Here is a 12,411-nt window from a genome sequence, read left to right as displayed (position 1 = left end):
GCAACTCGCGGAGTACGGGACCGTCGCCATGCAGTCACCGCCCGGGCACGCGCGGGCCCGCCGGCCCCGGGTGACGCGCGTTTTCGCCACCCGCTCGGCCTGCGGCGCGGCCGGGCCGGTCGTACGCTGGCGGCAGGCCGGCTCGGCTGGGCGTGGCCGGGAGCGGCACCGGCGGTCCGGCGGTCCGGCCACCTGCGGCCCCGGGCAGGACGTCTCCTCCGGTCGCCGCACCCCGCGCACCCGGAAGCACATGCGGCGCTCCGGTCCCTGTCCGGGCGGCGAAGCCGGTGCGCGGTCGGACCGGAGGGAGGAAGCATGCGCGAGTTCCTGGTGGAGATCACCACCGACATCCCCGAGGGCACCGACCCCGCCGAGGTCGACCGGCGCCGCGCCGCCGAGGCGGTCCGGGCGAAGGAGCTGGCCGAAGCCGGCCATCTGGTCCGCCTCTGGCGCCCGGTCGGCGAGCGGCGGAGCATCGGCCTGTGGCGGGCGGCGAACGAGGCCGAGCTGCGCGAGAAGGTGCTCGGCACGCTGCCGCTGCACGCGTGGATGACCCCGGTCGTCACCGCCGTCGAACCGCACCCCAACGACCCGGGCCGGCCGGCGCCCGCGGCCTGAACCGGTCGCCCGCCGGCGCACCGCCGGCCCAGCCGACCACCTGGAGTTCTCCGTGACCACAGCGCGAGACCTGATGATCGTCGCGATGGACGTAGCGAGGGACGAGGAGTCCGCCCGTCCCGTCGAGCGGGGCGACATGTCGCTGGCGCTCGCGGGAGCCGAACTGGTCGACCTGCTCGGTGCCGAGGCCGCCCACCTGGACGGCGAGCGCATCGTGCCGGGGTACCGGCCCACGATCACGGACGGCATGCTGGACGAGGCTGCTTCCGCGCTGGTCAGGGAGGCGCCGCAGGAATCCGTCGAGGACTGGCTGTGGCGCCGGGGCCGCGGTCTTGCCGGGGCCTATCTGGCCGCGCTGGAGGCCGACGGGCAGCTCACCCGGCGCCGGCGCCGCTGGTCACCCTTCCGCTCCGGCACCGCGGTACTGGCCGACTCCGCTACCCGGCGCCGGGCAGCCGACCGCTGGGCGGCGCGGGAGCCGGTGCTGACGGCGCTCGCCGTGGCGGCCGGCGTCGGCGAGGAGGGGGCCGCACAAGCGCCGGACGTGGCCGACGACGACATGGCCACCGTGCTCGCCACCGTCCACGACGCGGTCCGGGAACTGGAGGCCGAGCGGCAGCGCCGGGCCATCGAGCAGACGGCCTACGACAACATCTGGCGGGACCCCGGTGGATGACGATGGCTGCCGTGCGTCATGGCACGGCAGCCGTCGGGGGGTGGCGCCGAAGGCGCCTTTTCAGGGGCGCGGGGAACTGCGCGCTCAGCCCCCACCGACCCGCAGGGTCCCCCACCGACCCGCAGGGTCGCGTCGTGGCCGGGCGCGCCCACGCGGCGGAGCAGCACAGCGGAGCAGCACATCGGACACAGCCCCGCGCCCCTTTCAGGCGCCTTCGGCGCCGGGATCACGGCCAGCCGCGGGCCGTATCGGGCGCTGGCCTAGGCTGGGGAGGTCAGCCGTCGTCCCTCGGAGATCCGGGAAGCCGCAGGTCATGAGCAAACCCCCATATCCGTACGAAGCACCTGCCTCACGGCGGCTCTTCGACCGCGCGGCCCAGGTGACGCCGGGCGGCGTCAACTCCCCGGTGCGCGCCTTCGGTGCCGTCGGCGGTACCCCCCGCTTCATGGTGTCCGGCAACGGCCCGTACCTCACCGACGCCGACGGCCGCGAGTACGTCGACCTGGTCGGCTCCTGGGGGCCGATGATCCTCGGCCACGCCCACCCGGAGGTGCTCGCCGCCGTCCAGGAGGCCGCCCGCCGCGGTACGTCCTTCGGCACGCCCGGCGAGGGCGAGGTGGCACTCGCCGAGGAGATCGTGGCCCGGGTCGAGCCGGTCGAGCAGGTCCGCCTGGTGTCCTCCGGCACCGAGGCCACCATGTCGGCCATCCGTCTCGCCCGCGGCTTCACCGGGCGCAGCAAGGTGATCAAGTTCGCCGGCTGCTACCACGGACACGTCGACGCGCTGCTCGCCGCCGCCGGCTCCGGCGTCGCCACCTTCGCCCTGCCGGACACCCCCGGGGTCACCGGCGCCCAGGCCGGCGACACGCTCGTCCTGCCGTACAACGACCTGGACGCGGTCCGTGCCGCGTTCGCCGCGCACCCCGACGAGATCGCCTGCCTGATCACCGAGGCGTCCCCCGGCAACATGGGCTGCGTCCCGCCCGGGGACGGCTTCAACGCCGGTCTGCGGCAGCTCTGCCACGACCACGGCGCGCTCTACGTCTCCGACGAGGTGATGACCGGCTTCCGCACCTCGAGGTCCGGCTGGTACGGCGTCGACGGGGTGCGCCCCGACCTGATGACCTTCGGCAAGGTCATGGGTGGTGGGTTCCCCGCCGCTGCGTTCGGCGGCCGCGCCGACGTGATGGAGAAGCTGGCGCCGGCCGGCCCCGTGTACCAGGCGGGCACGCTGTCCGGGAACCCGGTCGCGGCCGCCGCCGGCCTCGCCCAACTGCGCCTGCTGGACGACGCCCGGTACGCCACCTTGGACCGGGTCGCCGAGGGGGTGCGGGGCCTGGTCTCGCAGGCGCTCGCCAAGGAGGGCGTCGCGCACCGCGTGCAGAACGCCACGAACATGTTCTCCGTGTTCTTCACCGACGTCGACGGGCGCGAGGTGCGCAGCTACGACGACGCCAAGGCGCAGCAGTCGTTCCGGTACACCGCCTTCTTCCACGCGATGCTGGCGCAGGGCGTGTACCTGCCGCCGTCCGCCTTCGAGTGCTGGTTCCTGTCGACCGCCCACGACGAGCGCGCCGTCGAACGCATCGCCGCCGCCCTGCCCACCGCCGCACGCGCCGCAGCGGAGGCGACCGCATGAGCGCCTCCACGGCACCGCAGGACGGCACGCCGCACGAGGAGCGCACCACCACCGTGCAGAACGAGACCGCGGAGAACGAGAGCGCGCAGAACGACACCGCGCAGGACCACGCCCCCGGGCAGGACCCGGACGAGGCCGCCGCCCGCACCGGCGTCGTCGTGCTGGAGGACGAGGCCGTCCCCGGCGAGCGCACCATCGTCCACCTGATGCGGCACGGTGAGGTGCACAACCCGGACGGCCTGCTGTACGGGCGGCTGCCCGGCTACCATCTGTCCGAACTCGGCCGGCAGATGGCCGACCGGGTCGCCGCGTACCTCGCGCCCCGCGATGTGACGTACGTCGTCGCCTCGCCCCTGGAGCGTGCGCAGGAGACGGCGGCGCCGATCGCCAAGGCGCAGGGCGTCGACGTGGCCACCGACGAGCAGCTGATCGAGGCGGCCAACGCCTTCCAGGGCAAGACCTTCGGCGTCGGCGACGGCGCCCTGCGCCGCCCGGCCAACTGGAAGCTCCTCGTCAACCCCTTCAAGCCGTCCTGGGGTGAGCCCTACATCGAGCAGGCCCACCGGATGCTGGCCGCGCTGGCCGCCGCGCGGGACGCCGCCCGCGGCCACGAGGCGGTGTGCGTCAGCCATCAGCTGCCGATCTGGACCGTGCGCAGCTTCGTCGAGCAGCGCCGGCTGTGGCACGACCCGCGCCGACGGCAGTGCACGCTGGCGTCCTTGACGAGCTTCACGTACCACGGCGACAAACTGGTCTCCGTCGGCTACACCGAACCCGCCCGCGACCTCGTCCCCGCCCATCTGCTGGCCGGCGCCAAGCCGGTGAAGGGCCAGGGCAAGGCGTTCGGGGCCTAACGAGCGAACAAGCCTGCCGCAAGACCGGTTCACCGGGCCCCGGAATGCCCTTTGAAATGCGATTTTGCAGGGGAAAGGGGGGTGTGGAAGATCCATGAATCAGCCATGCGAAACTTTTCACATGAGTGCCGTGATGCGCCGCCAGGAACTGGGTGGGGGCGCCCCCACGCCCGTCGGGCAGTGGGGGAGCTCCAGCCTTCCGCACCGCTTCCCCCGCGTGCTGCGCGCACGCCGCCGAAGTGCGCCTCGCAGCCGTGCCGCCCTGCTCACCGTCGCGGCCGCGGCCACCGCACTGACCCTGACGGCGTGCTCCTCCGGCGGCACCAGCGGCGGCTCGGGGCAGACCGGCTTCGTCACGGACGCCGGCGGGATCTCCACCGTCAAGCCCGCGGAACGCAAGGACGGCCCGCAGCTCGACGGCGAGACCCTGGACGGCAAGAAGCTCGACGTCGACTCCTACCGGGGCAAGGTCGTCGTGCTGAACATGTGGGGGTCCTGGTGCCCGCCGTGCCGCGCGGAGGCCCCGAACTTCGCGAAGGTGGCCAAGGACACGACGGGACAGGACGTGCAGTTCGTCGGGATCAACACCCGCGACCGCAGCAAGGGCCCGGCCCGTGCCTTCGAGCAGGACTACGACATGCCCTACCCGAGCCTGTACGACCCGGCGGGCAAACTGATGCTGCGCTTCCCCAAGGGCACGCTGAACCCGCAGTCCATTCCTTCCACGATCGTCCTCGACCGCAAGGGGCGCATCGCGGCCCGCTCCCTGAAGGCGCTGAGCGTGCACGACCTGCGCAAGATGATCGACCCGCTGGTCGCGGAGAAGTGATCCGCGTGACGTTCCCGGCACCCGGCAGCACCCGCAGCACCCGTCGGCCGGCCCCGTGCGGCGGCGCACCGCGCGCCACCCTCCGCGAGGGGACCCGCCCATGAACCAGACCGTCTACAGCGGCGCCCTGCTGCTCGCCCTGCCGATCGCCGCGCTCGGTGGACTCGTCTCCTTCTTCTCGCCGTGCGTGCTGCCGCTGGTGCCCGGCTATCTGTCGTACGTCACCGGCATCAGCGGCACCGATCTCGCGGAGGCCCGGCGGGGGCGGATGGCCGCGGGAGCGGCGCTGTTCGTGCTCGGCTTCACCGCCGTCTTCGTGTCGGGCGGTGCCCTCTTCGGTGGGTTCGGCGCGACGCTGCTGAGCCACCAGGACGTCTCCTCCCGGGTCCTCGGCGTGCTGATGATCCTCATGGGTGTCTTCTTCCTGGGCCTGATGCCCTGGCTCACCCAGCGCGAGTTCCGCTTCCACACCCGGCCGGTGACCGGCCTCGCGGGCGCGCCGGTGCTCGGCGTGCTGTTCGGCATCGGCTGGACGCCCTGCCTCGGCCCCACCCTCACCTCCGTGAACCTGCTCGCCGTGAACGAGGGCAGCGCGGGACGCGGCGCCGTGCTGGCCGTCGCCTACTGCCTCGGGCTCGGGGTGCCGTTCGTGCTCGCCGCCGTCGGGTTCCGCAAGGCGCTCGGCGCGTTCGGCTGGATCAAGCGGCACTATGCGTGGGTGATGCGCATCGGCGGCGGCATGATGATCGTGACCGGTCTCCTCCTGCTGACCGGCGCGTGGGACGGCATCGTGCAGCAGGTGCAGGGCTGGTCCGGCGGCTTCACGGTGGGGATCTGACAGATGAGCAAGACGACGACATCGACCGACGCGACCGGGGCCTCGTCCGGGACCGACGCGACCGGGACCCCGTCCGAAACGGGTACCGACCCCGCCACCAGCGACCTGACCGCCGCCTCATCGCAGCTGTCCACCGCGCCCGAGGAGGACACCGGGGTCACCCTGCCGTCGCTCGGCGTCATCGGCTGGTGCCGGTGGTTCTGGCGGCAGCTGACCTCGATGCGGGTCGCGCTGCTGCTGCTCCTGCTGCTCTCCCTCGCCGCCATCCCCGGCTCGCTCATCCCGCAGACGTCCACCAACGAGCTGAAGGTCCAGGACTTCCACCGGACGCACACCACCCTCGGGCCGCTGTACGACAAGCTCGGGCTGTTCCACGTCTACAGCTCGGTGTGGTTCTCGGCGATCTACATCCTGCTGTTCATCTCGCTCATCGGCTGCATCGTGCCCCGCACCTGGCAGTTCATCGGCCAGCTGCGCGGCCGTCCACCGGGCGCCCCCAAACGCCTGGACCGGCTGCCCGCGTACACCACCTGGCGCACCGACGCCTCGCCCGAGCAGGTACGCGAGGCCGCGCGCAGCGTCCTGAAGCGACGCCGCTACCGCACCCACGAGGTGAACGGCGCGGTGGCGTCGGAGAAGGGCTACCTGCGCGAGGCCGGCAACCTGATCTTCCACATCGCCCTGATCGTGATGCTGGTCGCCTTCGCCGTCGGGCAGCTGTTCAAGTCCGAGGGCAGCGTCCTGATCGTGGAGGGCGACGGCTTCGCCAACACGCTCACGCAGTACGACGACTTCCGCTCCGGGAACCTCTTCTCCGTCAGCGACCTGGAACCGTTCAGCTTCGACCTGCACCAGTTCACCGGCACCTTCGAACGGAACGGGCCCAACCGCGGCACCCCGCGCACCTACCGCGCGGACATCAGCTACAGCACGGGCGCCTACGGCACCTCCAAGAAGGCCGCCATCGAGGTCAACAAGCCGCTGGAGATCGGCGGCGCCAAGGTCTACCTCGTCAACCACGGCTACGCCCCGGTCGTGACCGTGCGCGACGGGAACGGCAAGGTCGTCTTCCACGACCCCGCACCGCTGCTGCCGATCGACGCCAACGAGACCTCCTCGGGCGCGATCAAGGTGTTCGACGGCTACCACAACGCCGCCGGCAAGAAGGAGCAGCTCGGCTTCAACGCCTTCTTCGTGCCGACCTTCGCGGGCGCCGGGAAGGGGACGATGTTCTCCCAGTTCCCGGCCGCGGACGCCCCGGTACTGGCGGTGTCGGGATACCACGGCGACCTGGGGGTGGACGCCGGATTGCCGCAGAACGTGTACCAGCTCGACACCTCCCACATGACGAAGTTCACCGACGCCAAGGGAGCGCTGCTCAAGAAGCGGCTGCACCCCGGGCAGACGATGAAACTGCCGGGTGGCGCAGGCTCGATCACGTTCGACAAGGACCTCAAGGAATGGGCCAGCTTCACGATCGCCCAGGACCCCGGCAGCGGCTGGGCGCTGGGCGGCGCGATCGCCGCGATCGCCGGCCTGGCCGGCTCGCTGTTCATCCAGCGGCGCCGGGTCTGGGTGCGCGCCACGCCGGGCGACGACGGAGGCTCCGTCGTGGAGATGGCCGGCCTCGGCCGCAGCGACTCCGCCCGGCTCCCCGAAGAACTGGGCGACCTGGCCGGCCTGGTACACGCCCGCGTCCCGAGCAGCACGGACGCCCCCGAATCCGACCCCGACCCGCACGCCGTGACTGCCGAAGGGGCTGAGAAGTGAATCTCGCCGCCACCACCAACGAGAACCTGGCACACACCAGCAACGTGCTGGTCTACTCGTCCATGGCCGTATACATGCTGGCCTTCTTCGCCCACCTCGGCGAGTGGCTGCTCGGCAGCCGCAGCCGGGTGGGCCGCACCGCCGCCGCGCTCACCGCGACCGCACCGGCCGCACCGGCCGCACCGGCCGTGCAGGTCAGGCGGCAGGGCGGCACCGCCGTCCTGGAGCGCCCGAAGGTCGTCACCCGCTCCTCGGCCGGCACCCGCGACGTGCCGGACGGTCCCGGGGCGCACGGCGGTGACGCCCAGGGCGACCTGTACGGGCGCATGGCGGTGTCCTTCACGCTGCTCGCGCTGCTCATCGAGGCCGGCGGTGTCCTCACCCGCGCGCTGTCGGTGGAGCGCGCGCCGTGGGGCAACATGTACGAGTTCAACCTCACGTTCTCCACCGTCGCCGTCGCCGTCTACATGGGCCTGCTGGCGCTGAAGAAGAACGTGCGCTGGCTCGGCCTGCCGCTGGTCACCACCGTCCTGCTGGACCTGGGCCTGGCCGTCACCGTGCTGTACACCGCCAGCGACCAGCTGGTGCCCGCGCTGCACTCGTACTGGCTGTGGATCCACGTCTCCACCGCGATCTTCTGCGGCGCCTGCTTCTACGTCGGCGCCGTCGCCACCCTTCTGTACCTCTTCCGGGACAGCTACGAGACCAAGCTGGCCGGCGGCGGCCGACCGGGCACCTTCGCCTCCTCGGTCCTGGAGCGGCTGCCGGCCGCGGCCTCCCTCGACAAGCTCGCCTACCGGGTGAACGCTGCCGTCTTCCCGCTGTGGACCTTCACGATCATCGCCGGCGCCATCTGGGCCGGGGACGCCTGGGGCCACTACTGGGAGTGGGACCCCAAGGAGACCTGGTCCTTCATCACCTGGGTCGCCTACGCCTGTTACCTGCACGCCCGCGCGACGGCCGGCTGGAAGGGCCGCAAGGCTGCCATGCTCGCGCTGGTCGCCTTCGGCTGCTGGCTGTTCAACTACTACGGCGTCAACATCTTCGTCTCCGGCAAGCACTCGTACTCCGGTATGTGACCGGGACGACGTCCGGCCCGGGGCGGCCACCCGCTAACCTGACTGCCGCACCGGGCCGCACCCGGCCCACCGTCGTCTGCTGGGGGGACCGACCACCACCATGCTCAGGTATCTGCCCTTCCTGCTGGTCCTCGCGCTGTGGATCTACGCCTTCATCGACTGCCTGAACACCCCCGAACAAGAGGTGCGCCACCTGCCCAAGGTGGTCTGGGTCATCATCATCCTGCTCTTCGGCGAGGTACTGATCGGCCCGATCGCCTGGCTCGTGGCGGGCAGGTCCCGTGGCGTCCCCGCGGGCGGTGCCACACCGTCGGAGTGGCACCGTAACCATCGTGCGGAGTGGGTTGCGCCCGATGACAACCCCGAGTTCCTGAAGTCCATCAGGGAAGAGAACAAGAAGGACGAGGCGCTCCTCAAGGACTGGGAGGCGGACCTGCGGCGGCGTGAGGAGGAACTCCGCCGCCGCGAACGCAACGACGAAACAGGCTGACGCCCGTTCACCCGTTTCCGGGGTCCCCCCGTCGCACCCGGGCCACCGGCTGGTGGCGGTTGTTTGCGCAGTTCCCCGCGCCCCTGTTGGGTGGGTGGCCGTTGACCGCCAGGGCACGTTCGGCTCGCTCCTCGGGAACCCGCGCGTTTGAGGGCACGTAGTGCCCTCTTTAGGGGCGCGGGGAACGGCGCGACGAGCCCCGACGGGGCCGTCGGGTCGCCACCGTCCCAGAGGGCCAGTCGTGTCCGGGCCACCGGCTGGTGGTGGGTTGCTCGCGCAGTTCCCCGCGCCTCTTTCTGGTGGCCGTCGACCGCCGGGGCACGTAGTGCGCTCTTTAGGGGCGCGGGGAACTGCGCGACGAGCCCCGACGGGGCCGTCGGGTCGCCACCGTCCCAGAGGGCCAGTTTCTGTCGTGTCCGGGCCACCGGCTGGTGGCGGGTTGCTCGCGCAGTTCCCCGCGCCCCTTTCTGGTGGCCGTCGACCGCCGGGGCACGTAGTGCCCTCTTTAGGGGCGCGGGGAACGGCGCGACGAGCCCCGACGGGGCCGTCGGGTCGTCACCGTCCCAGAGGGCCAGTTTCTGTCGTGTCCGGGCCACCGGCTGGTGGCGGGTTAGTCGCGCAGTTCCCCGCGCCCCTTTCTGGTGGCCGTCGACCGCCGGGACATGTAGTGCGCTCTTTAGGGGCGCGGGGAACTGCGCGACGAGCCCCGACGGGGCCGTCGGGTCGTCACCGTCCCAGAGGGGCAGGTTCCGTCGCGTCCGGACCACCGGCCGGCAGCCGACCGCAGGGGGCGAGGAACGGCGGCACGCCGGGGTCAGCGCAGGGGGCGGCATGCCCTCGGCGATACTTGACCCCATGGCTTACGACGATCTTCGCTCGCTGCTCAGGGCACTGGAGCGCGAAGGCGACCTGAAGCGCATCAAGGCCGAGGTCGACCCGTACCTGGAGGTCGGCGAGATCGTCGACCGGGTGCAGAAGGCCAAGGGGCCCGCGCTGCTCTTCGAGAACGTGAAGGGCTCGGCGATGCCGCTGGCTATGAACGTCTACGGGACCGACCGCCGACTCCTCAAGGCGCTCGGCCTGAAGTCGTACGAGGAGATCAGCGACAAGATCGGCGGGCTGCTCAAGCCCGAGCTGCCGCACGGCTTCACGGGCGTGCGCGAAGCCTTCGGCAAGCTCGGTCAGATGGCGCACGTGCCGCCGAAGAAGGTGAAGCAGGGCACCGCACCCGTCCAGGAGATCGTGCTGCACGGCGACGACGTCGACCTGAACCGGCTGCCCGCGCTGTTCACCTGGCCGAAGGACGGCGGCTCCTTCTTCAACCTGGGCCTGACGCACACCAAGGACCCGGACACCGGAATCCGCAACCTCGGCCTCTACCGCCTCCAGCGCCACGACAAGCGCACCATCGGCATGCACTGGCAGATCCACAAGGACAGCCGCAACCACTACCAGGTGGCCGCCCGGCGCGGCGAGCCGCTGCCCGTGGCGATCGCCTTCGGCTGCCCGCCGGCCGTCACCTACGCGGCCACCGCGCCGCTCCCGGGCGACATCGACGAGTACCTCTTCGCCGGCTTCCTCCAGGGCAAGCGCATCGAGATGACGGACTGCCGCACCCTGCCGCTCCAGGTGCCCGCACAGGCCGAGGTCGTCCTGGAGGGCCACCTGGAGCCGGGCGTCATGCTCCCCGAGGGCCCGTTCGGCGACCACACCGGTTTCTACACGCCCCAGGAACCCTTCCCCGCGCTCACCATCGACTGCGTCACGATGCGCAGTCGACCGCTGCTCCAGTCCACCGTCGTCGGCCGGCCCCCGATGGAGGACGGCCCGCTGGGGCGTGCGACGGAGCGGTTCTTCCTGCCGCTGCTGAAGATCATCGTTCCGGACATCGTCGACTACCACCTGCCCGAGGCCGGCGGCTTCCACAACTGCGCCATCGTGTCGATCGACAAGCGCTACCCCAAGCACGCCCAGAAGGTGATGCACGCCATCTGGGGCGCGCACATGATGTCGTTGACCAAGCTGATCGTCGTCGTCGACGCCGACTGCGACGTGCACGACCTCCACGAGGTCGCCTGGCGCGCGCTCGGCAACACCGACTACTCCCGCGACCTGTCCGTCGTGGAGGGCCCGGTCGACCATCTCGACCACGCCTCGTATCAGCAGTTCTGGGGCGGCAAGGCGGGTATCGACGCCACCCGGAAGCTGCCCGAAGAGGGCTACACCCGAGACGGCGGCTGGCCGGACATGGTGCTGAGCGACCCCCGAACAGCGGCCACCGTGGACCGCCGTTGGAAGGAGTACGGGCTGTGAACCCCTCGGCTGCGGCAGGGGGATGCCCCGCTCGCGTCGCCCGCGGGTCAGCGACGACCCGACGGGTCCTCCACGACCAGCAGGTCCTCCACGACCAGCAGGTTCCACACGATCAGCAGGTCCCACACGATCAGCAGGTTCCACACGATCTGCGCCAGCCGGGTTGGATCCAGCCCGGGTGGCTTCGAAAGACAAGGACGTCGCACGTGCCTGGCTCTCGCACCGCGCACCGCGCGCCCTACCGGAGCACGGAGGTGGTCGGCTCGTGAGCACGGCGGGAGAAGTCCTCGGCGGCCCCGGGCCGGCGCACCCCGACAGCAGGATCCGCGCCTTCCTGCGTCTTGTCATGATCGAACACTCCGTGTTCGCGCTGCCGTTCGCGTACATCGCCGCGCTGACCGCGATGTTCCGGCTCGACGGGAACATCCACTGGGGACGGCTGCTGCTCGTCACCATCGCGATGGTGGGCCTGCGCACCTTCGCGATGGCCTGCAACCGGATCATCGACCGCGAGATCGACGCCCGTAACCCGCGCACCGCCGGTCGCGAACTGGTCACCGGCGCGGTCACCGTGCGCTCGGCGTGGGCCGGCGCGCTCGTCGCCGTCGTGGTGTTCCTCGGCGCCGCCGCCCTGCTGAACCCGCTCTGCCTGGCGCTCGCGCCCATCGCCGTCATCCCGATGGTGGTGTACCCGTACGGCAAGCGGTTCACGAACTTCCCGCACGCCATCCTCGGCATCGCCCAGGCGATGGGCCCGATCGGCGCCTGGCTGGCCATCACCGGCAGCTGGTCCTGGCAGGCGGTGCTGCTGGGACTCGCGGTGGGCGTGTGGATCGGCGGTTTCGACCTGATCTTCGGCTGCCAGGACGTCCAGGCGGACCGGGCGCACGGTGTGATGTCGGTGCCGGCCCGGTTCGGCATCCCGGCCGCGCTGCACGGCGCGCGCGCCTGCCACGCCGTGACGATGCTGCTCTTCCTGTGGTTCGCGCTCGTCACCGACGCGGGCCCGCTCTTCTGGGTCGGCCTCGCGGTGGTCGCGGGCGCCTTCCTCTACGAGCACACCATCGTGCGGCCACACGACCTGTCCCGGCTGAACCGGGCGTTCTTCACCGTCAACGGTTTCATCGGGATCGCCCTGTTCGCGTGCGCCCTGTTCGATCTTCTGGTGCGCGGTCTGACGGTGTGAGCGGACGGCATCCGTGCCGGCCTCCGGCACGCACACCGGGGGGCTCCCGGCCGGCCGCAAGCACACCTGAGCGAATCCAAGGCGCACCGCGCCGCTAGGCTCGACCTCGTGGAGCACGA

The 12,411-nt window shown here is 71.4% G+C and carries 11 protein-coding genes; all 11 read left to right on the top strand.

Annotated features, from left to right (window positions below; all coding sequences use genetic code 11):
- Positions 1–315 precede the first annotated feature (315 nt).
- A complete protein-coding gene (locus NQO67_RS38960) occupies positions 316–618 on the top strand; it encodes a muconolactone Delta-isomerase family protein (RefSeq protein WP_255955230.1) in 303 nt (100 codons plus the stop codon).
- 52 nt (positions 619–670) lie between these two features.
- Entirely contained in the window at positions 671–1,294 is a 624-nt protein-coding gene (locus tag NQO67_RS38955; protein ID WP_255955229.1) for a GPP34 family phosphoprotein, read from the top strand.
- A gap of 313 nt (positions 1,295–1,607) precedes the next feature.
- Positions 1,608–2,933 (top strand): glutamate-1-semialdehyde 2,1-aminomutase, encoded by a 1,326-nt coding sequence (hemL, locus tag NQO67_RS38950; RefSeq protein WP_255955228.1) that lies wholly within the window; start codon positions 1,608–1,610, stop codon positions 2,931–2,933.
- Positions 2,934–3,139: 206 nt separating this feature from the next.
- Positions 3,140–3,787: a histidine phosphatase family protein gene (locus tag NQO67_RS38945; protein WP_255955239.1), complete on the top strand. Its 648-nt coding sequence runs from the start codon at positions 3,140–3,142 to the stop codon at positions 3,785–3,787.
- Between the two features lie 121 nt (positions 3,788–3,908).
- Positions 3,909–4,616: a TlpA family protein disulfide reductase gene (locus NQO67_RS38940; RefSeq protein WP_255955227.1), complete on the top strand. Its 708-nt coding sequence runs from the start codon at positions 3,909–3,911 to the stop codon at positions 4,614–4,616.
- Positions 4,617–4,716: 100 nt separating this feature from the next.
- Positions 4,717–5,454, top strand: coding sequence for a cytochrome c biogenesis CcdA family protein (locus tag NQO67_RS38935; protein WP_255955226.1), 738 nt, complete (start codon positions 4,717–4,719; stop codon positions 5,452–5,454).
- Between the two features lie 3 nt (positions 5,455–5,457).
- Complete coding sequence (gene resB, locus NQO67_RS38930; protein WP_255955225.1) at positions 5,458–7,224, top strand: cytochrome c biogenesis protein ResB; 1,767 nt, start codon at positions 5,458–5,460, stop codon at positions 7,222–7,224.
- The gene (gene ccsB / locus NQO67_RS38925; RefSeq protein ID WP_255955224.1) at positions 7,221–8,303 is read left to right on the top strand and encodes a c-type cytochrome biogenesis protein CcsB; all 1,083 of its coding nucleotides are present in this window, start codon (positions 7,221–7,223) and stop codon (positions 8,301–8,303) included. Before resB ends, ccsB begins: the two co-directional genes overlap by 4 nt.
- Before the next feature lie 100 nt (positions 8,304–8,403).
- Positions 8,404–8,793, top strand: a complete 390-nt coding sequence (locus NQO67_RS38920; RefSeq protein ID WP_255955223.1) for a PLD nuclease N-terminal domain-containing protein — start codon at positions 8,404–8,406, stop codon at positions 8,791–8,793.
- Positions 8,794–9,648: 855 nt separating this feature from the next.
- Complete coding sequence (locus NQO67_RS38915; RefSeq protein ID WP_255955222.1) at positions 9,649–11,106, top strand: menaquinone biosynthesis decarboxylase; 1,458 nt, start codon at positions 9,649–9,651, stop codon at positions 11,104–11,106.
- Between the two features lie 265 nt (positions 11,107–11,371).
- A complete protein-coding gene (mqnP, locus tag NQO67_RS38910) occupies positions 11,372–12,292 on the top strand; it encodes a menaquinone biosynthesis prenyltransferase MqnP (RefSeq protein ID WP_255955221.1) in 921 nt (306 codons plus the stop codon).
- Positions 12,293–12,411: the final 119 nt, after the last annotated feature.

Origin of the sequence: Streptomyces odontomachi, from assembly GCF_024435355.1 — a bacterium.
GTDB lineage: Bacteria > Actinomycetota > Actinomycetes > Streptomycetales > Streptomycetaceae > Streptomyces > Streptomyces odontomachi.
The sequence above is the reverse complement of the archived record's forward strand: the minus strand, read 5'-3'. Positions and strand labels throughout refer to the sequence as shown.